This window comes from Serratia sp. LSHTC3, from assembly GCF_057197125.1.
Window position 1 is genome coordinate 476055 of record NZ_JBXUNP010000003.1, and the last position, 19905, is coordinate 495959.

The following is a 19905-nucleotide window of genomic DNA, read 5'->3' on the forward strand; positions in this document are numbered from 1 at the left end:
CGAATCGAATATATACTGCGCTAATTGCTTCTGGATTTCGTTGCGTTAAGATTTGTGATGAAAAAAGCAAGAGGGATTAATCACGGGGAGCAATAAAATAACATTTTCAATACAAATGGTTTAAATTTAACTCATATGAATAATTGATTGTTTTAGTCATAATATAACAAAATAATGCGTTTTTACACAAAGTGAGCGGTGTTTTTAGATGGTTTGATTGCTTATGATGTGTTTTTATAGTTTGTCTCATACAGTGCGGCGACGTTGTTCAATTGTATTAATCATTGTTGATACCTAATTATTAGTACTACCCAGGTGGCATTCTTCTCGCTGACGGGGAAAGCTGCTGACATGTATTCCATATACGACTTATATCGTGTAGATAACACGAGGTTTTTTATCGATTGATGACGGTAATGGCAGGATTTGTCGTGCAAAGATAAGACAATGCGGCGTTTCATTGTTTGTCGAGCATAAGGATTAGATTATTTACACAGGATTTAGTGGAGTGAAATATGGCTGAATATGATTCAGAAATCGCCATGGTCAAAGAGCCGGCGGACATCCATTTGCGCAGCGTCGATCTTAATTTACTGACGGTGTTTGACGCCGTGATGCAAATGCAAAATATTACGCGAGCCGCTAATTCGTTAGGGATGTCGCAGCCGGCGGTGAGCAACGCGGTAGCGCGCCTGAAGGTGATGTTCAACGACGAACTGTTCGTGCGCTGCGGCCGCGGGATCCAGCCCACCATGCGGGCCAGGCAGCTGTTCGGGCCGGTGCGGCAAGCGCTGCAGCTGGTGCAGAATGAGTTGCCGGGATCTGAGTTTGAGCCGCTGACCAGCACGCGAGCGTTCTCCCTGTCGCTGTGCAGCCCGCTCGATTTGCGTCTGGGCGCCGGGATAATCAATCACGTCAAACAGATAGCGCCGCAGCTTAACCTGCAAATAAAGTCATACATTAACAATAATATTGAACGTCAATTGCGTTATCAGGACGTGGAGTTTGTCATCGGCTACAGCCGTTTCGAGTCGGCGGAGTTTCGCAGCCTGGCGATGTTCGAAGACGAATTAGTGCTGACGGTTGCGCAGGCGCACCCGAGAATAGGCGAGGAGGTGACGCCGGAACACATGCTGGTCGAGCAGCATGCTGCGGTTTCCCTGGAAAGTTTTGGATCGTTCAGTAAACCTTTTTATTTAGACGAGCCGATGCTGCGCGCCGTGACGCAGCAGTGCACGGATCTTTACAGCGTGTTGAATATGGTGTCGCAAACGGAAATGGTAGCGATTGCGCCCGCCTGGTTGGTGCGACAGCAGACGGAGGCGTTGAAAATAAAGGCAGTTCCTTTATGTGGCAACGATAATAAAGCCACCTGCTACCTCTCCTGGCATGAATCCTCAGAGCGGGATAAAGGCCACCAGTGGATGAAATCTGTCCTGATTGAGGCGGGTAACCCAAAGTAAAGCGATAAAGATGGGAACCATATAAAGATAATATTCAACTGAGCGTTTTTTTCTCATGATAAAAACTAAGAACTATCTGCGTTTTTATTAAGATATTTCTTGGTTTTGCGGCGATAGAATAACTTATTCTCAGGATAAATTTGTTCATTTAGCGAAAACAATTAATATAAATTAATATTCTGATTTTTACTTTCCAGCTGGAATTTTAAACTAACTCGATGTGGCGGCCCGAACGGGCCGCGTTTTATGGCCGCCATCAAACCTTTTCCTTCCCGTTTTGTCCAACCCATGAAAGCGCGAAAGCCGGCCTGAGTTTTGGCTCACACTTCTACGCTGAAATCGCTTTTCCCCCTGCCTGAGAGTAGGTAGACTGCGCGGAAAAAAGTAAACACGTGTAAGCTGAGATGAGGGCCGCAAGGCATCGTTCAGGCTTAACTGTATGATTCATTTCAGGCTTAGAGCACTATGATCACTAATCTGCTGCAATACCATTTGATCCATCGTATACAGCATCAAATCACCCACCGAGCCGATCGCACAGCATTTCGCCAATGGTCGCCCAACGGCGAGTTTCAACTGACCTGGGGAGCGGCGGCTGCCCGCATTGATCGCATTGCTGCCGGGCTGCTGGCGCTGGGCGCCGAAGTGCAAGAACGTATCGGTATCTTCGCCAATAACACGGTGGCCTGGTCGTTGACCGATCTCGCGATCCTGCACCTGCGTGGCGTCAGCGTACCGCTCTATTCCACCAATACGCCGGCGCAGGCGGCCTTCGTCATCAACGACGCTGACATTCGCATCCTGTTCGTCGGCGAGCAGGCGCAGCTGGATGCCGCCATCGCACTGCGTGGCGTCTGCCCACAGCTGAGTTATATCATCGTGTTCGACGAGGGCGCCGATCTGCGCGGCTGCGAGATCGCACAACACCTGAGCGCCTTCGAGCGCGCTGCCGATCCGGCGGCTTTTATCGCTCAACGTCGGCAGCGCATTGAAGAGTGCGACCTGCAGGATCTCTTTACCCTGATCTATACCTCGGGCACCACCGGCGAACCGAAAGGGGTCATGCTGGACTACCGCAACCTGGCGGCGCAGCTCTACCTGCACGATGAGAGACTGACGGTCGGCGAAGAGGATGTGTCGCTCAGTTTCCTGCCGCTGTCGCACGTGTTCGAGCGTGCCTGGAGCTTCTTTGTCATGCATTCCGGCGCGCAGAATGTTTTCCTGCCGAACACCGACTGGGTACGGGAAGCGATGGGGCAGGTGCGGCCGACGTTAATGTGCGCGGTACCGCGTTTCTACGAGAAGATTTTCAGCGCGGTGCATGAAAAAGTGGCGCGTGCCCCTTGGCTGCGCCGTGCGCTGTTCCACTGGGCGATCGTCTGCGGGGAGCGCAAGTTCCTGCAAGAGCGGGCCGGCAAACCGTTGGGCAAACTGTTCGAACTCTCTCACCGCTGGGCCGACAAGCTGGTATTGAGCAAGCTGCGCGGCATTCTCGGTGGCCGGGTGCGTTTCTTGCCGGCGGCGGGCGCCAAGCTGGATGACAATGTGATCCTGTTTTTCCAGGCGATGGGCGTCAACATCAAGTACGGCTACGGCATGACCGAAACCTGTGCGACCGTGTCCTGCTGGGAAGAGGGGCATTTCCGCTTCGGCTCTATCGGTAAACCGCTGCCGGAGGTCGAGGTGCGCATCGGTGAAGAAAATGAAATTCAGGTGCGCGGGCCGATCGTGATGCGCGGCTATTTCAACAAACCGTTGGAAACCGCCGCGACCTTTACCGCCGACGGCTGGCTGAAAACCGGCGACGCCGGGGCGATCGATGAAGAGGGCAATCTGTTCATCACCGAGCGCCTGAAAGATTTGATGAAAACCTCCGGCGGCAAATACATAGCGCCGCAGATGCTGGAAGGCACGCTGGCGCAGGACCGCTTTATCGAGCAGGTGGCGATCATCGCCGATGCGCGCAAGTTCGTTTCCGCGCTGATCGTGCCGTGCTTTGAGTCGCTGGAAGAGTACGCGAAGTCAGTCAACCTGAAATACCAGGATCGCCTGGAGCTGCTGCGCAACGGCGAGATCCTCGCGATGTTCGAAAAGCGCCTGCGCGAGATGCAAAAGGAGCTGGCGCGTTTCGAGCAGGTGAAGAAGTTCACGCTGCTGCCGGCGGCTTTTTCCATGGAGTTGGGGGAGCTGACGCCCACGCTGAAGCTGCGCCGCAAAGTGATCCTGCAGCGCTATCAGCGCGAAATCGACTCGATGTACCAGGAACAGGCCTGACGCCGCCGCCGGGCCATGTGCCCGGCGAAAAAAACGGCATATCCATCACCTGATTTAGTTCTGTAATTTCCCTCCTGTTCGAAACAATGCCTAGCCCGACAACCCTGAGGCTAGCGCATTGTTTTTATAAAGCTGCGATCTCCAGCCGCTTGGCAATAACCCCGCCACCGTTAAGCCATTTTGCCGTTTGCCTGCCCCAAATTCTGACGTTATGTTAATTCGATAGCGACAACCCATAAAAACTTTGGGGCATTGCCCCGCAGCAGGCGCTACGTTCCGGCGCCAGAGAAGAATAAGCAAGCCTGGAGGCAAACCCATGGAGATGTTGTCAGGAGCCGAGATGGTCGTCCGATCGTTGATCGATCAGGGCGTTAAACATGTATTCGGCTACCCCGGCGGGGCGGTGCTCGATATCTACGACGCCCTGCATACGGTCGGAGGGATCGATCATATTCTGGTGCGCCACGAGCAAGGGGCGGTGCACATGGCCGACGGCTACGCGCGCGCCACCGGCGAAGTGGGCGTGGTGCTGGTGACCTCCGGCCCCGGTGCCACCAATGCCATTACCGGCATTGCCACCGCCTATATGGACTCGATCCCGATGGTCGTCCTGTCGGGGCAGGTGCCCAGCTCGCTGATCGGCTACGACGCCTTCCAGGAGTGCGATATGGTGGGGATTTCTCGGCCGGTGGTGAAACACAGTTTCCTGGTGAAACGTACCGAAGACATCCCGGCGGTGTTGAAGAAGGCCTTTTACCTGGCTTCCAGCGGCCGCCCCGGCCCGGTGGTGATCGATCTGCCGAAAGACATCGTCGGCCCGGCGGTGCGGATGCCTTATGCCTATCCGCAGGACGTGAGCATGCGTTCCTACAACCCGACGGTGCAGGGCCACCGCGGGCAGATCAAACGCGCGTTGCAAACCATCCTGGCGGCCAAAAAGCCGGTGATGTACGTCGGCGGCGGCGCGATCAACGCCGGTTGTGAAGCCGAACTGCTGGCGTTGGCGGAGCAGCTGAACCTGCCGGTGACCAGCAGCCTGATGGGACTGGGCGCTTTCCCCGGCACCCATCGCCAGAGTGTCGGCATGCTCGGCATGCACGGCACCTATGAAGCCAATACAACCATGCACCATGCCGACGTGATCTTCGCCGTCGGCGTGCGTTTCGACGATCGCACTACCAACAATCTGGCCAAATACTGCCCGGACGCCACCGTGCTGCACATCGATATCGATCCGACCTCGATCTCCAAAACGGTGGACGCCGATATCCCGATCGTCGGCGATGCCAAACAGGTGCTGGTGCAGATGCTGGAGCTGTTGGCGCAGGATGACAAGGCGCAGGATCACGATGCGCTGCGCGACTGGTGGCAGTCTATCGAACAGTGGCGCGCCCGCGACTGCCTGGGCTACGACAAAAACAGCGGCACCATCAAGCCGCAGGCGGTGATTGAAACCCTGCATCGCCTGACCAAAGGCGACGCCTATGTGACCTCCGACGTGGGGCAGCACCAGATGTTCGCCGCGCTCTATTATCCGTTCGACAAACCGCGCCGTTGGATCAACTCCGGCGGCCTTGGCACCATGGGCTTCGGCCTGCCGGCGGCATTGGGCGTCAAGCTGGCGCTGCCGGAGGAAACCGTGGTGTGCGTGACCGGCGACGGCAGCATTCAGATGAATATTCAGGAGCTGTCCACTGCGCTGCAATATAACCTGCCGGTGGTGGTGGTGAACCTCAACAACCGCTATCTGGGCATGGTCAAGCAGTGGCAGGACATGATTTATTCCGGCCGTCATTCGCAGTCTTACATGGATTCGCTGCCGGACTTCGTCAAGCTGGCCGAGGCTTACGGCCATGTCGGCATCGCCATCCGCACGCCGGATGAGCTGGAAAGCAAGCTGGCGCAGGCGCTGGCGGAAAAAGAGCGGCTGGTGTTCGTCGACGTGACCGTCGATGAAACCGAACATGTCTACCCGATGCAGATCCGCGGCGGAAGCATGGACGAAATGTGGCTTAGCAAAACGGAGAGGACCTGATCATGCGCCGTATTTTATCTGTCTTGCTGGAAAACGAATCCGGCGCCCTGTCGCGCGTGGTGGGGCTGTTCTCCCAGCGCGGTTACAACATCGAGAGCCTGACGGTGGCGCCGACCGATGATCCGACGCTGTCGCGCATGACTATCCAGACCGTCGGCGACGAGAAAGTGCTGGAGCAGATTGAGAAGCAGTTGCACAAGCTGGTGGACGTGCTGCGCGTCAGCGAACTGGTGCAGGGCGCCCACGTCGAGCGCGAGATCATGCTGGTGAAGCTGCAGGCCAGCGGCTACGGCCGTGAAGAGGTGAAGCGCTGCGCCGACATTTTCCGCGGCCAGATCGTTGATGTGACGGCGACGCTGTATACGGTGCAGCTGGCCGGCACCAGCGACAAGCTCGACGCCTTCCTGAGCGCGGTGCGTGAAGTGGCGGAGATTGTGGAAGTGGCGCGTTCCGGCGTGGTCGGCGTATCGCGCGGCGACAAAATCATGCGCTGAGCGCGATCTGGCGGCGAATAATCGGGGCGCGGCGTGGCTGCGCCCTTTGTTTTTCGGTATTTTTTGCCCGATTGCTGGCACCTTTCGGCAAAAGCGGTTGCTAGGCAGTGTTTTCTGCTGTTAGATCGCAGAGGCTGGATTGAATAACCGTACGGGATGTCATGGTTAATCCGAGCACAGCCTTCACTTCTATTTTCAGCGTCATTAAGGGGTTAATGTGAAACTGGATGAAATCGCGCGTCTCGCGGGCGTTTCGCGCACGACGGCCAGTTATGTCATCAACGGCAAGGCGAAGCAGTATCGTGTCAGCGATAAAACCGTCGAGAAAGTGATGGCCGTGGTCAGGGAGCATAACTATCACCCGAATGCCGTCGCGGCGGGGCTGCGCGCCGGGCGCACCCGTTCTATCGGCCTGGTGATCCCGGATCTGGAAAATACCAGCTATACCCGCATCGCCAACTACCTGGAGCGCCAGGCGCGCCAGCGGGGTTACCAATTGCTGATCGCCTGTTCCGAAGATCAGCCGGACAACGAAATGCGCTGCATTGAGCACCTGCTGCAGCGTCAGGTGGATGCCATTATCGTCTCCACCGCCTTGCCGCCGGAACATCCTTTCTATCAACGCTGGGCCAACGATCCGCTGCCGATCATCGCGCTGGACCGTGCGCTGGATCGCGAGCATTTCATCAGCGTTGTGGGCGCCGATCAGGAAGATGCCTTTGCGCTGGCGCAGGAGCTGCGCACCTTCCCGGCTGAATCGGTGCTGTATCTGGGCGCCTTGCCGGAGCTTTCGGTGAGCTTCCTGCGTGAGCAGGGCTTCCGTCAGGCCTGGCAAGAGGATCCCCGCCACGTCGATTACCTGTACGCCAACAGCTATGAACGCGAAGCCGCCGGCGCGCTGTTTGCCGAATGGCTGAAAACGCACCCGATGCCGCAGGCGCTGTTTACCACGTCGTTCTCTTTATTGCAGGGCGTGATGGACGTGACGCTGAAGCAACGCGGCCGCTTGCCGACCGATCTGGCGATCGCCACCTTCGGCGATCATGAACTGTTGGATTTCCTGGAGTGCCCGGTATTGGCGGTAGCGCAGCGCCATCGCGACGTGGCCGAGCGCGTGCTGGAACTGGTGCTGGCCAGCCTGGACGAACCGCGTAAACCCAAGCCGGGGCTGACGCGCATTCGCCGCAATCTGTTCCGCCGCGGCAGCCTGAGCCGCAAGTAGTTTGCCTGACAGGGGCCCGCGTTGGCGGGCTCCTGCTTTAGACGTAGTCCGCCACCCGGAACAGCCGCCGGCAGTATTCCAGGAAATAGCCATACACCACGCCCATCGCCATGGATACCAGCGCATTGCTGGTTACCGCCGCCAGCATTTGTTGGCCGTCGGCGCCTACGCTCCATAGAATGGCGGCATAAACCGGCGACTGGAAGCTGACGTAGGCCAGCAGATCGGCGAGGTTGCGCAGCAGGAACTGGCCGCGCGGGCAGCGGCGCGCCGTGCGGATAAACAGATCGCGATAGCGGCCGTAAGGCCAGGCGATCAGGATGTTGACCGGGATCGACAACAGGCGTGAAGAGAGGGATTGCTGGAAGCTCATGCCTGAGATCAACACTTCTATCGCCATGCCGGCGATAAAGCAATACACCACCAGTGCGAACGTATCGGCAGCGGCGCTACGCCAGTGAGTAGCGGGCGAAAGCATGTGTCACCCCTTATAGTTAAAATTCTGTTAAATCATTCATTGTTGGATGTTAAGGCTAGTTTTTTGCCTTTTTTATAGTGTACTAATCTGGATTGTGTTTTTTAACTAGGTTTATATTTTTATTTTTAACATTTGTTCGCTTTTTGTCCCGCAGAACAGGGGCGTAGGATGGAGCGGAGAGATTAAAATCGGCGTTTTTAAATAAATCGATTAAAAACATAAGGTTGCGATTTTTCGTTTTTGAAGGGGATTTTTTCCGGCAAAAATTGTGGAAATAAAGGTGTAAGAAAATGAAACCATAATTGTAAACAGGTATTTTGGGAATAATCTTACCAAGTTGATTTGAATCGAAATTACTTCTGCTCGTAATATCCGAGCCATTTATTTTTATCGCGGCCTCATCACGGCGGTGCAAATTGAAGTAAAATAGCGCCCGGTTTTACGGTGAATAACGATTGAGCGTTATTAACTCAAGGAGTTATGGCCTTATTCCGCGATCGGTTCGCCTGGCGCCGAGCCTTGGCGGGCGCGGCTAGCCAGCGGTTACCGCCCTGAGATTGCCGAGCTGAAAAATGAGACATGGCTTGCAGAAGGAAGTAATGAGTTAATTAATCGCCAGTTCGTCAGGTTTTTAATCAGATTCTTTCCGCTTAGAAAATTCTCTCCGTTTATCATGGTGTTAATTTTTAATCGTCGAATAATCAGAGTTTCTTTCGCGAGTCAGCTCCCAAAATGACCAGAGAAATATTGCCAAAGCGCTGGCGCTCTGGCTTGACAAGGTTTTCATACCCTCCGTAAACTCCATTGTGTGGGAATTTGTGGGGTAAAGTGGTGAAAACGGTCACTAAGGGGTAGCTCAGGAATGTTCCGTGGAGCGACGATGGTCAACCTCGACAGCAAAGGGCGGCTCGCCGTACCTACCCGATATCGGGAATTGCTCAACGAGGAATCGCAAGGCCAAATGGTCTGTACCATTGACCTCCATCAGCCCTGTCTGCTGCTTTATCCTTTGCCCGAATGGGAAATTATTGAACAAAAATTATCACGTCTGTCGAGCATGAATCCCGCCGAGCGCCGCGTTCAGCGCCTGCTGTTGGGGCATGCCAGTGAGTGTCAGATGGATAGTGCCGGTCGTTTGCTGTTAGCCAGTACGCTGCGGCAACACGCCGGGCTCACGAAAGAAGTGATGCTGGTCGGTCAGTTCAACAAGTTTGAACTGTGGGATGAACAGACCTGGTATCAACAAGTCAAGGATGATATTGACGCTGAACAGTCGGCTCAGGAACCGTTGTCTGAGCGGCTACAGGACTTGTCGCTATAAGCATGTTGGAAAACTATAAACACACCACCGTCCTGCTGGACGAAGCCGTCAACGGCCTCAACATCCGCAGCAACGGCATATATATCGACGGTACTTTTGGTCGCGGTGGCCATTCTCGTCTGATTCTGTCCCAGCTGGGGCCGGAAGGGCGCTTGCTGGCGATTGACCGTGACCCTCAGGCGATTGCAGCCGCCAAATCTATTGAAGATCCTCGTTTTACCATCGTACACGGCCCATTTTCCGAGTTGTCGCACTATGTGCGGGAGCGCGAGCTGGTGGGCAAGATCGACGGCGTTCTGCTCGATCTGGGCGTTTCCTCGCCGCAGCTTGACGACGCGGAGCGCGGGTTCTCCTTTATGCGCGATGGCCCGCTGGACATGCGCATGGATCCGTCCACCGGCCTGTCCGCCGCGGAATGGCTGATGAAGGCCGAAGCGGACGACATCGCCTGGGTGCTGAAAACCTTTGGCGAGGAGCGTTTCGCCAAGCGCATCGCGCGCGCCATCGTGGAAAGAAACCGCGTGGAGCCGATGACGCGCACCAAAGAGCTGGCGGATCTGATCGCCGATGCCAGTCCGTTCCGGGAAAAGCACAAGCACCCGGCGACGCGCAGCTTCCAGGCGATCCGCATCTATATCAACAGCGAGCTGGAAGAGATCGAGCGTGCGCTCGACGGCGCGCTGGAAGTGCTGGCCCCACAGGGCCGTTTGTCGATAATCAGCTTCCACTCGCTGGAAGACCGCATCGTCAAACGCTTTATGCGTCACCATAGCCGCGGCGCCCAAGTGCCGGCCGGCATTCCGTTGACCGAAGAGCAGCTGCGCGGCATGGGCGGCCGGACGCTGAAAGCGCTGGGCAAAATGATGCCGTCGGAAGCGGAAGTGGCGGACAACCCGCGTGCGCGCAGCTCGGTGCTGCGCATTGCTGAGAGGATGCCCGCGTGATCGGCAACGAACGTCACGGTCTGGTTGGGGTCATTGGCGGCGATCTGCTGCGCAACGCCAAGATCCCCCTGATTTTACTGATTGCGTCACTGGTCTCCGCGATTTTCGTGGTGACTACCGCGCACCGCACCCGCCTGCTGACCGCCGAGCGCGAACAGCTGGTTCTGGAGCGCGATGCGCTGGACATCGAGTGGCGCAACCTGATTTTAGAAGAGAACGCCCTCGGCGATCACAGCCGGGTTGAACGTATCGCGACAGAAAAACTGCAGATGCAACACGTTGATCCATCGCAGGAAAATATCATCGTTAAACAATGAATGGTTTAACCGGAATAATGACACGGAGTAGAAAGGAAACGCATGAAAGCAGCGCGCCCCGGTAAGTTGAGACGCCAGGAAGATCAGGCCAGCTTTGTCAGCTGGCGTTTTGCGTTGCTGTGCGGCTGCATTTTGCTGGCGATGGTTGGCCTGATGTTGCGCGTCGCGTACCTGCAGGTCATCAACCCCGATCGTCTGGTGAAAGAAGGCGACATGCGTTCGCTGCGCGTGCAGGAAGTGCCGACCGCGCGCGGCATGATCAGCGATCGCGCCGGCCGTCCGTTGGCGGTCAGCGTGCCGGTGAATGCGGTGTGGGCCGATCCGAAAGAGCTGAACGAGCGCGGCGGCATCACGCTGGACAGCCGCTGGAAAGCGCTTTCCGATGCGCTGAACATCCCGCTGGACCAACTCTCCAACCGCATCAACGCCAACCCGAAAGGGCGCTTCGTTTATCTGGCGCGCCAGGTTAACCCGGCGATCGGCGACTACATCCACAAACTCAAGCTGCCGGGGATCTACCTGCGGCAGGAGTCGCGCCGTTACTATCCGGCGGGGCAGGTGACGTCGCACATCATCGGCGTGACCAACATCGACGGGCAAGGCATCGAAGGCGTCGAGAAGAGCTTCGACCGCTGGCTGACCGGGCAACCGGGCGAGAGAACGGTGCGTAAGGATCGTTTCGGCCGGGTGATCGAAGACATCTCCTCCGTCGACAGCCAGGCGGCGCACAACCTGGTGCTGAGCGTCGATGAGCGCCTGCAGGCGCTGGTGTATCGCGAGCTGAACAATGCGGTGGCGTTCAACAAGGCCGAATCGGGCACTGCGGTGCTGATCGATGTGAACACCGGCGAAGTGCTGGCGATGGCCAACAGCCCGTCTTACAACCCGAACAACATGGCCGGTACGCCGAAAGAAACCATGCGTAACCGCGCCATCACCGATATTTTTGAACCCGGTTCAACCGTGAAGCCAATGGTGGTGATGACCGCGCTGCAAAACGGCGTGGTGAGAGAAAACAGCGTGCTGAACACCATCCCGTATCGCATTCAGGGCCACGAGATCAAAGACGTGGCGCGGTACTCGGAGCTGTCATTGACCGGGATCTTGCAGAAGTCGAGTAACGTCGGTGTTTCAAAGCTGGCGTTAGCGATGCCGTCCTCAGCGTTAGTAGATACTTACTCTCGTTTTGGGCTGGGAAAAGCGACCAATTTGGGGCTGGTCGGAGAAAGCAGTGGCATATACCCAAAAAAACAACGGTGGTCTGACATAGAGAGGGCCACCTTCTCTTTCGGCTACGGGCTGATGGTAACTCCGTTACAGTTGGCGCGAGTCTATGCAACGATCGGCAGCCTGGGCGTGTATCGCCCATTGTCGATCACCAAGGTTGACCCTCCGGTCGCCGGCGAGCGCGTTTTCCCTGAACCTCTGGTGCGCACCGTGGTGCACATGATGGAAAGCGTGGCCTTGCCGGGCGGCGGCGGCGTAAAAGCCGCCATCAAGGGATACCGTATCGCCATCAAAACCGGTACCGCGAAAAAAGTGGGCCCGGACGGCAAATACGTCAACCGATACATCGCTTATACCGCCGGCGTCGCGCCGGCAAGTAACCCCCGTTTTGCCCTGGTGGTCGTCATCAACGACCCGCAGGGTGGGAAATACTATGGTGGCGCAATCTCCGCGCCGGTGTTCGGCGCCATCATGGGCGGCGTATTGCGCACCATGAACGTCGAGCCTGACGCGTTGCCCACCGGTGACAAAAGCGAATTAGTGATTAACAAGAAAGAGGGTTCAGGTGGCAGATCGTAATTTGCGCGACTTACTCGCCCCGTGGGTGCCGACGGCACCCGGGCGCGCGCTGCGGGAAATGACATTAGACAGCCGTGTGGCGGCTGCCGGGGATCTGTTTGTCGCCGTGGTCGGCCATCAAACGGATGGGCGCCGCTATATTCCGCAGGCCATCGCGCAGGGCGTCGCCGCTGTGATCGCCGAGGCTGACGGTCAGGCCGAAGACGGCGCCATCGTTGAGATGCACGGCGTGCCGGTGATCTACCTGAGCCAACTGAACCAGCGCCTTTCCGCGCTGGCCGGGCGTTTTTACCATCAGCCGGGCGAGCGCTTGCGCCTGGTCGGCGTGACCGGCACCAACGGCAAAACCACCACCACGCAGCTGCTGGCGCAGTGGAGCCAACTGCTGGGCGAAACCAGCGCGGTGATGGGCACCGTCGGCAACGGCCTGCTGGGCCAGGTGTGTCCGACCGAGAATACCACCGGTTCTGCGGTGGATGTTCAACACGTATTAAACGAGTTGGCGGAACAGGGCGCGACCTTCGCCGCCATGGAAGTTTCTTCCCACGGTTTGGTGCAACACCGGGTAGCGGCGCTGCCGTTCGCTGCGGCGGTCTTCACCAACCTGAGCCGCGATCACCTGGATTACCACGGTGATATGGCCAATTACGAAGCGGCCAAATGGTCGCTGTTCGCCGCCCACAACGTGGGGCAGGCGATCATCAACGCCGACGATGAAGTCGGTCAGCGCTGGCTCGGCAAATTGCCGGATGCGGTAGCGGTGACGATGCAGGACAACCTGCAGCCGGGCTGCCACGGCCGCTGGCTGAAAACCACGGCGGTCGACTATCACGACAACGGCGCGACTGTTCGTTTCAGCTCCAGCTGGGGCGACGGCGAGATCGAAAGCCGCCTGATGGGCGCGTTCAACGTCAGCAACCTGCTGTTGGCATTGGCGACGCTGCTGTCGTTGGGCTACCCGCTTGAGGCGCTGGTGGAAACCGGCAGCCGTCTGCAGCCGGTCTGCGGCCGCATGGAAGTGTTTAACGCGCCGGGCAAACCGACGGTAGTGGTGGATTACGCCCACACGCCGGATGCGCTGGAGAAAGCGCTGGAAGCCGCGCGTCTGCACTGCCAGGGGCAGCTGTGGTGTGTGTTCGGCTGCGGCGGCGATCGCGACAAGGGCAAGCGTCCGCTGATGGGCGGCATCGCCGAGCAGTTCGCCGATCGCGTGGTGATCACCGATGACAACCCGCGCACCGAAGAGCCGCGCGCGATTATCAACGACATCCTGACCGGATTGCTGGACGCCGGGCAGGCGCTGGTGATCCACGGCCGCGCCGAAGCGGTGACCAGCGCCATCATGCAGGCGCAGGAGCAGGATGTGGTGCTGGTGGCGGGCAAAGGCCACGAAGATTATCAGCTGGTGGGCAACCGCCGCCTGGATTACTCCGACCGCACGACGGTCGCCCGACTGCTGGGGGTGCTGGCATGATCCCTGTCTCTCTTCAGACACTGGCTGAGGTATTGAGCGCTGAACTGGTGGGCGCCGATTGCCAAATTGTCGAGGTGACGACAGACACCCGCAAGGTGACCGCCGGTTGCCTGTTTGTGGCGCTGAAAGGCGAGCGTTTCGACGCGCACGACTTCGCGGCGGATGCCGTAGCCGCAGGCACCGGGGCGCTGCTGGTCAGTAAGCGCTTATCAGTGGACGCGCCGCAGCTGGTGGTGCAAGACACCCGTTTGGCGCTGGGCCAGCTTGGCGCCTGGGTGCGTCAACAGGTGCCGGCGCGCGTGGTAGCGCTGACCGGTTCCTCGGGCAAGACATCGGTGAAAGAAATGACCGCCGCCATTCTGCGTGAATGCGGCGAAGTGCTGTATACCGCCGGCAACTTCAATAACGACATCGGCGTGCCGCTGACGCTGTTGCGTCTGGCGCCGCAGCATGATTTTGCCGTGATAGAGCTGGGCGCTAACCACATTGGCGAAATTGCTTACACCACCGCATTGACGCGTCCGCAGACCGCTTTGGTGAACAACCTGGCGGCCGCGCACCTGGAAGGCTTCGGCTCGCTGGCCGGCGTCGCCCAGGCGAAAGGTGAAATCTTTACCGGCCTGCCGGCCGACGGCGTGGCGATCATCAACGCCGATAACAACGACTGGCCGCACTGGCAGAGCATGCTGGGCGGCAAAACCGTCTGGCGCTTCTCGCCGCAGGCGGCCGAAGGCGTGGACTTCTTCGCGGACGACGTGCGGGTGAACGGCGCAGGCACGCAGTTTACGCTGCACAGCCCGTTCGGCAGCGCCGAGATCGCACTGCCGCTGCCGGGGCGCCACAACGTGGCCAACGCGTTGGCGGCCACGGCGCTGGCGATGTCGGTAGGCGCCACCCTGGAAGCGGTGCGTCAGGGGTTAAAACAATTGCAGGCGGTGCCGGGGCGTTTGTTCCCGGTGGCGCTGGCCGAAGGCAAGCTGCTGCTGGACGACAGCTACAACGCCAACGTCGGGTCGATGACCGCGGCGGCGCAGGTGCTGGCGGAGATGCCGGGCTACCGCGTGATGGTGGTCGGCGATATGGCCGAGCTGGGCGCAGAAGCGGAAGAGTGCCACCGTCAGGTGGGCGAAGCCGCCCGTCTGGCCGGGGTCGACAAAGTCATCAGCGTCGGCGGGTTGAGCCGCGTGCTGAGCGAAGCCTCCGGCAATGGCGAACATTATCAGGACAAGACAGCAGTGATCGCGCGCGTGGCGGAATTACTGTCGGAACATGCGGTCATCACCGTGTTAATCAAAGGTTCACGTAGTGCCGCAATGGAGCAGGTAGTACGCGCGTTACAGGAGAAAGCACCATGTTAGTTTGGCTGGCCGAGCATTTGGTCAAATATTACTCAGGCTTCAACGTCTTTTCTTATCTGACGTTCCGAGCCATTGTCAGCCTGCTGACCGCGCTGTTCCTGTCACTGTGGATGGGCCCGCGGGTGATCAAGCGTCTGCAAGAAATGTCCTTCGGGCAGGTGGTGCGCAACGACGGCCCCGAGTCGCACTTCAGCAAGCGCGGCACGCCGACCATGGGCGGCATCATGATCCTGACCTCCATCACCATCTCGGTGCTGATGTGGGCCTACCCGTCCAACCCGTATGTCTGGTGCGTGCTGTTCGTGCTGGTGGGTTACGGTATTGTCGGTTTCGTCGACGACTACCGCAAGGTGGTGCGTAAGGACACCAAAGGGCTGATCGCCCGCTGGAAGTATTTCTGGCAGTCGGTGATTGCGCTGATTGTCGCATTCGCCATGTACGCCGTAGGAAAAGACACGCCAGCCACCGAGCTGGTTGTGCCGTTCTTTAAGGACGTGATGCCGCAGCTGGGCCTGCTGTACATCCTGCTGGCCTATTTCGTCATCGTCGGCACCAGCAACGCGGTCAACCTGACCGACGGCCTGGACGGCCTGGCGATTATGCCGACGGTATTCGTGGCGGCCGGTTTCGCGCTGGTGGCCTGGGCGACCGGTAACATGAACTTCGCCAACTACCTGCATATTCCGTATCTGCGTCATGCCGGTGAGTTGGTGATTGTCTGCACCGCCATCGTCGGCGCCGGCCTCGGGTTCCTGTGGTTCAACACCTACCCGGCTCAGGTGTTTATGGGCGACGTCGGTTCGCTGGCGCTGGGCGGCGCGCTGGGCACCATCGCGGTGCTGCTGCGCCAGGAGTTCTTGTTGGTGATCATGGGCGGCGTGTTCGTGGTAGAGACGCTGTCGGTGATCCTGCAGGTGGGATCGTTCAAGCTGCGCGGACAACGCATTTTCCGCATGGCGCCGATTCACCACCACTATGAATTGAAAGGCTGGCCGGAGCCGCGCGTGATCGTGCGCTTCTGGATCATTTCGCTGATGCTAGTGCTGATTGGCCTGGCAACGCTGAAGGTGCGTTAATCATGGCAGACTATCAGGGTAGAAAAGTCGTCATCATCGGGTTGGGCCTCACCGGCCTGTCCTGTGTCGATTTCTTCATGGCGCGCGGCGTGACGCCGCGCGTGATGGATACCCGTATCGCGCCGCCAGGGTTGGACAAACTGCCTGAAAGCGTGGAGCGCCATCTGGGCGATCTGAACCAGGACTGGCTGCTGGCGGCGGATCTGATCGTCGCCAGCCCGGGCGTCGCGCTGGCGACCCCGGCATTGAGCGCCGCGGCGGAAGCCGGCGTGGAAATCGTCGGCGACGTCGAACTGTTCTGCCGCGAGGCGCAGGCGCCGATCGTGGCGATTACCGGCTCCAACGGCAAGAGCACCGTCACCACCCTGGTGGGTGAGATGGCGAAAGCCGCCGGTTGGGCGGTGGGCGTGGGCGGCAATATCGGCCTGCCGGCGCTGAGCCTGTTGCGCCAGGAATGTCAGCTTTACGTGCTGGAGCTGTCCAGCTTCCAGCTGGAAACGACGCATAGCCTGCGGGCGGCGGCGGCGACCATCCTGAACGTGACCGAAGATCATATGGATCGCTATCCGTTCGGCCTGCAGCAGTATCGCGGCGCCAAGCTGCGCGTGTATGAAAACGCCGCGGTGTGCGTGGTGAACGCGGACGATGCGCTGACCATGCCGGTGCGCGGCGCCGACGAACGCTGCGTCAGCTTCGGGGCGGACGTGGGTGACTATCACCTGAACCGTCAGCAGGGCGAAACCTGGCTGCGGGTGCGCGGTGAGAAGGTGCTGAATACGCGCGAGATGAAGCTGACCGGCCGCCACAACTACACCAACGCCCTGGCGGCGCTGGCGTTGGCGGATGCGGTCAATATCCCGCGTGCCTCCAGCCTGAAGGCGTTGACCACCTTCACCGGCCTGGCGCACCGCTTCCAGCTGGCCTGGGAGCACAACGGCGTGCGTTGGATCAACGATTCCAAAGCCACCAACGTCGGCAGCACCGAAGCGGCGCTGAACGGCCTGCAGGTGGACGGCACGCTGCATCTGCTGCTGGGCGGCGACGGCAAGTCCGCCGATTTCTCGCCGCTGGCGCGCTATCTGCAGGGCGACAACGTGCGGCTGTATTGCTTTGGCCGCGACGGCGCCCAGCTGGCGCAGCTGCGGCCGGAAGTGGCGACGCTGACCGAGACCATGGAGCAGGCGATGCGCACCATCGCCGGCCGCGTACAGCCCGGCGATATGGTGCTGTTGTCGCCGGCCTGCGCCAGTCTCGATCAGTTCCGTAATTTTGAAGTGCGCGGCGATGAGTTCGCCCGCCTGGCGCAGGAGCTTGGCGGATGAAACTACGCTTGCCGAACTTCGGGCTGACAGAACGGCTGAAAGACTGGGTGACCGGCGCGCGCGACAACGACGCGGTCAACATGGTGCTGTACGATCGCACCCTGCTGTGGCTGACCTTCGGGTTGGCGATCATCGGCTTCGTGATGGTGACCTCGGCGTCGATGCCGATCGGCCAACGCCTGGCGGACGATCCGTTCCTGTTCGCCAAACGCGATGCGCTGTACCTCGGCCTGGCGTTCGGCCTGTCTCTGGTGACGCTGCGCATCCCGATGGAAGTTTGGCAGCGCTACAGCAACGTGATGCTGCTGATGTCGATCGTGATGCTGCTGATCGTCCTGGTGGTGGGGAGCTCGGTGAACGGGGCCTCGCGCTGGATCGCGCTCGGCCCGCTGCGTATTCAGCCGGCGGAGCTGTCCAAGCTGTCGCTGTTCTGCTACCTGGCGAGCTATCTGGTGCGCAAGGTGGAAGAGGTGCGCAGCAACTTCTGGGGCTTCTGTAAGCCGATGGGCGTCATGGTGGTGCTGGCGGTGCTGCTGCTGGCGCAACCGGATCTCGGCACCGTGGTGGTGCTGTTCATCACCACGCTGGCGATGCTGTTCCTGGCCGGCGCGAAAATGTGGCAGTTCCTGGCGATCATCGGCTCCGGCGTGTTCGCCGTGGTGCTGCTGATTATCGCGGAACCGTACCGTATGCGCCGCGTGACCTCGTTCTGGAACCCGTGGGCCGACCCGTTCGGCAGCGGCTACCAGCTGACCCAGTCGCTGATGGCATTCGGCCGCGGTGAGTTCTGGGGGCAGGGGCTCGGCAACTCGGTGCAGAAACTGGAGTATTTGCCGGAAGCGCACACCGACTTCATCTTCTCCATTTTGGGTGAAGAACTGGGCTATATCGGTGTGGTTTTAGCCCTGTTAATGGTATTCTTCGTCGCTTTTCGCGCGATGTCCATCGGGCGCCGCGCGCTGGAGATCGACCAACGCTTCTCCGGCTTCCTGGCCTGCGCGATCGGCGTGTGGTTCAGCTTCCAGGCGCTGGTTAACGTCGGCGCCGCCGCAGGCATGCTGCCGACCAAAGGTCTGACGCTGCCGCTGATCAGTTACGGCGGCTCGAGCTTGCTGATTATGTCGACGGCGATCGTGCTGTTGCTGCGAATTGATTATGAAACGCGCCTGACCAAGGCTCAGGCGTTTGTGAAGAGGTAAGGGATGAGCGGGAAACCTAAGCGTTTAATGGTGATGGCAGGCGGTACCGGCGGGCACGTGTTCCCGGGGCTGGCGGTCGCGCATCATCTGATGGCGCAGGGCTGGCAGGTGCGCTGGCTCGGAACCGCAGACCGAATGGAAGCCGATCTGGTGCCGAAGCACGGGATCGAGATTGATTTTATCCGCATCTCCGGCCTGCGCGGCAAGGGCCTGAAGGCCCAGTTGACGGCGCCGCTGCGGATCTGGCAGGCAGTGCGGCAGGCGAAAGCCATCATGCGCAGTTATCAGCCGGATGTGGTGCTGGGGATGGGGGGCTACGTTTCCGGCCCCGGCGGCCTGGCGGCCTGGCAGTGTGGCATCCCGGTGGTGCTGCACGAACAGAACGGCATTGCCGGCTTGACCAACCGCTGGCTGGCGCGCATCGCCGCCAAAGTGATGCAGGCCTTCCCCGGCGCGTTCCCGAACGCCGAGGTGGTGGGCAACCCGGTGCGCACCGACGTGTTGGCGCTGCCGTTGCCGGCGGAGCGGTTGCAGGGGCGCGAAGGCCCGATCCGCGTGCTGGTGATTGGCGGAAGTCAGGGCGCGCGCGTGCTGAATCAGACAGTTCCTGAAGTCGCGGCGCGTTTGGGCGATAGAATTACGCTCTGGCATCAGGTTGGCAAGGGCGCGCTGGAAACGGTGCTGCGCGATTACGAAAGGGTAGGGCAGACGCAGCACAAGGTGACCGAGTTCATCGACGACATGGCCGCCGCCTATGCCTGGGCCGACGTGGTGGTCTGCCGCTCCGGCGCGTTGACCGTCAGCGAAATCGCGGCGGCGGGGCTGCCGGCGATTTTCGTGCCGTTCATGCACAAGGACCGCCAGCAGTACTGGAATGCGCGTCCGCTGGAAGAAGCCGGCGCGGCGAAGATTATCGAACAGCCGCAGTTCAACGCCGATGTGGTGGCCGAACTGCTGGCGAGCTGGGATCGCAAGACGCTGCTGGCCATGGCCGAGAAAGCGCGCGCGGTCGCCATTCCGGACGCCACCGAGCGCGTGGCGGCGGAGCTGGTGCGGCTCGCCAAGTAACGAGTGCAGGGGTTCGGTGCGCCGAACCTGAATAAAAGCAATGTGATGTAGGGC

The 19905-nt window shown here is 59.3% G+C and carries 16 protein-coding genes; 15 read left to right on the forward strand and 1 reads right to left on the reverse strand.

Annotated features, from left to right (window positions below; translation table 11 throughout):
- Window positions 1-515: 515 nt before the first annotated feature.
- The 5 genes from leuO to cra all read left to right on the forward strand — a co-directional run bounded on the left by leuO (window position 516) and on the right by cra (window position 7488).
- Window positions 516-1463 (forward strand): transcriptional regulator LeuO, encoded by a 948-nt coding sequence (gene leuO, locus AC2CGI_RS15075; RefSeq protein ID WP_076740940.1) that lies wholly within the window; start codon window positions 516-518, stop codon window positions 1461-1463.
- A 465-nt stretch (window positions 1464-1928) separates the two neighbouring features.
- Window positions 1929-3737 carry an AMP-dependent synthetase/ligase gene (locus AC2CGI_RS15080; RefSeq protein WP_015376642.1) on the forward strand — a complete coding sequence of 603 codons (1809 nt, stop codon included), beginning with the start codon at window positions 1929-1931 and terminating at the stop codon, window positions 3735-3737.
- 316 nt (window positions 3738-4053) lie between these two features.
- Complete coding sequence (ilvI, locus tag AC2CGI_RS15085) at window positions 4054-5772, forward strand: acetolactate synthase 3 large subunit (RefSeq protein ID WP_031300398.1); 1719 nt, start codon at window positions 4054-4056, stop codon at window positions 5770-5772.
- Between the two features lie 2 nt (window positions 5773-5774).
- Window positions 5775-6266, forward strand: coding sequence for an acetolactate synthase small subunit (gene ilvN / locus AC2CGI_RS15090; protein WP_004932806.1), 492 nt, complete (start codon window positions 5775-5777; stop codon window positions 6264-6266).
- Window positions 6267-6483: 217 nt separating this feature from the next.
- Window positions 6484-7488 carry a catabolite repressor/activator gene (gene cra / locus AC2CGI_RS15095; protein WP_004932801.1) on the forward strand — a complete coding sequence of 335 codons (1005 nt, stop codon included), beginning with the start codon at window positions 6484-6486 and terminating at the stop codon, window positions 7486-7488.
- Between the two features lie 37 nt (window positions 7489-7525).
- On the opposite strand, the gene AC2CGI_RS15100 is transcribed toward cra, so the two are convergent.
- The gene (locus tag AC2CGI_RS15100; protein WP_004932798.1) at window positions 7526-7966 is read right to left on the reverse strand and encodes an L-alanine exporter AlaE; all 441 of its coding nucleotides are present in this window, start codon (window positions 7964-7966) and stop codon (window positions 7526-7528) included.
- A gap of 862 nt (window positions 7967-8828) precedes the next feature.
- Between AC2CGI_RS15100 and mraZ the strand changes: the two genes are divergently transcribed.
- Genes mraZ through murG form a run of 10 tightly spaced genes read left to right on the forward strand, consistent with a single transcriptional unit; the run spans window position 8829 to window position 19851 of the window.
- Complete coding sequence (gene mraZ / locus AC2CGI_RS15105) at window positions 8829-9287, forward strand: division/cell wall cluster transcriptional repressor MraZ (RefSeq protein ID WP_031300396.1); 459 nt, start codon at window positions 8829-8831, stop codon at window positions 9285-9287.
- 2 nt (window positions 9288-9289) lie between these two features.
- Window positions 9290-10231, forward strand: coding sequence for a 16S rRNA (cytosine(1402)-N(4))-methyltransferase RsmH (gene rsmH, locus AC2CGI_RS15110; RefSeq protein WP_004932794.1), 942 nt, complete (start codon window positions 9290-9292; stop codon window positions 10229-10231).
- Window positions 10228-10548 (forward strand): cell division protein FtsL, encoded by a 321-nt coding sequence (gene ftsL, locus AC2CGI_RS15115; protein ID WP_015376645.1) that lies wholly within the window; start codon window positions 10228-10230, stop codon window positions 10546-10548. Before rsmH ends, ftsL begins: the two co-directional genes overlap by 4 nt.
- Before the next feature lie 42 nt (window positions 10549-10590).
- Entirely contained in the window at window positions 10591-12354 is a 1764-nt protein-coding gene (locus AC2CGI_RS15120) for a peptidoglycan glycosyltransferase FtsI (protein WP_004932790.1), read from the forward strand.
- Entirely contained in the window at window positions 12341-13828 is a 1488-nt protein-coding gene (gene murE, locus AC2CGI_RS15125) for a UDP-N-acetylmuramoyl-L-alanyl-D-glutamate--2,6-diaminopimelate ligase (RefSeq protein WP_015376646.1), read from the forward strand. The genes AC2CGI_RS15120 and murE overlap by 14 nt, the downstream gene beginning before the upstream one ends.
- The gene (gene murF / locus AC2CGI_RS15130; protein ID WP_484593957.1) at window positions 13825-15186 is read left to right on the forward strand and encodes a UDP-N-acetylmuramoyl-tripeptide--D-alanyl-D-alanine ligase; all 1362 of its coding nucleotides are present in this window, start codon (window positions 13825-13827) and stop codon (window positions 15184-15186) included. Before murE ends, murF begins: the two co-directional genes overlap by 4 nt.
- Window positions 15180-16262, forward strand: coding sequence for a phospho-N-acetylmuramoyl-pentapeptide-transferase (gene mraY, locus AC2CGI_RS15135; RefSeq protein ID WP_004932782.1), 1083 nt, complete (start codon window positions 15180-15182; stop codon window positions 16260-16262). Before murF ends, mraY begins: the two co-directional genes overlap by 7 nt.
- A gap of 2 nt (window positions 16263-16264) precedes the next feature.
- Window positions 16265-17584, forward strand: a complete 1320-nt coding sequence (gene murD, locus AC2CGI_RS15140; RefSeq protein ID WP_075684527.1) for a UDP-N-acetylmuramoyl-L-alanine--D-glutamate ligase — start codon at window positions 16265-16267, stop codon at window positions 17582-17584.
- Window positions 17581-18783: a cell division protein FtsW gene (gene ftsW / locus AC2CGI_RS15145; RefSeq protein WP_015376649.1), complete on the forward strand. Its 1203-nt coding sequence runs from the start codon at window positions 17581-17583 to the stop codon at window positions 18781-18783. Before murD ends, ftsW begins: the two co-directional genes overlap by 4 nt.
- Window positions 18784-18786: 3 nt before the next feature.
- Entirely contained in the window at window positions 18787-19851 is a 1065-nt protein-coding gene (gene murG, locus AC2CGI_RS15150; protein WP_004932773.1) for an undecaprenyldiphospho-muramoylpentapeptide beta-N-acetylglucosaminyltransferase, read from the forward strand.
- The last annotated feature ends 54 nt before the right edge of the window (window positions 19852-19905 follow it).

Bases quoted from the DNA above. Each gene is read 5' to 3' on its own strand.
- leuO (WP_076740940.1), top strand. From the start codon at position 516: ATGGCTGAATATGATTCAGAAATCGCCATGGTCAAAGAGCCGGCGGAC.
- AC2CGI_RS15080 (WP_015376642.1), top strand. From the start codon at position 1,929: ATGATCACTAATCTGCTGCAATACCATTTGATCCATCGTATACAGCAT.
- ilvI (WP_031300398.1), top strand. From the start codon at position 4,054: ATGGAGATGTTGTCAGGAGCCGAGATGGTCGTCCGATCGTTGATCGAT.
- ilvN (WP_004932806.1), top strand. From the start codon at position 5,775: ATGCGCCGTATTTTATCTGTCTTGCTGGAAAACGAATCCGGCGCCCTG.
- AC2CGI_RS15100 (WP_004932798.1), bottom strand. From the start codon at position 7,966: ATGCTTTCGCCCGCTACTCACTGGCGTAGCGCCGCTGCCGATACGTTC.
- mraZ (WP_031300396.1), top strand. From the start codon at position 8,829: ATGTTCCGTGGAGCGACGATGGTCAACCTCGACAGCAAAGGGCGGCTC.
- rsmH (WP_004932794.1), top strand. From the start codon at position 9,290: ATGTTGGAAAACTATAAACACACCACCGTCCTGCTGGACGAAGCCGTC.
- AC2CGI_RS15120 (WP_004932790.1), top strand. From the start codon at position 10,591: ATGAAAGCAGCGCGCCCCGGTAAGTTGAGACGCCAGGAAGATCAGGCC.
- murF (WP_484593957.1), top strand. From the start codon at position 13,825: ATGATCCCTGTCTCTCTTCAGACACTGGCTGAGGTATTGAGCGCTGAA.
- mraY (WP_004932782.1), top strand. From the start codon at position 15,180: ATGTTAGTTTGGCTGGCCGAGCATTTGGTCAAATATTACTCAGGCTTC.
- murD (WP_075684527.1), top strand. From the start codon at position 16,265: ATGGCAGACTATCAGGGTAGAAAAGTCGTCATCATCGGGTTGGGCCTC.
- ftsW (WP_015376649.1), top strand. From the start codon at position 17,581: ATGAAACTACGCTTGCCGAACTTCGGGCTGACAGAACGGCTGAAAGAC.
- murG (WP_004932773.1), top strand. From the start codon at position 18,787: ATGAGCGGGAAACCTAAGCGTTTAATGGTGATGGCAGGCGGTACCGGC.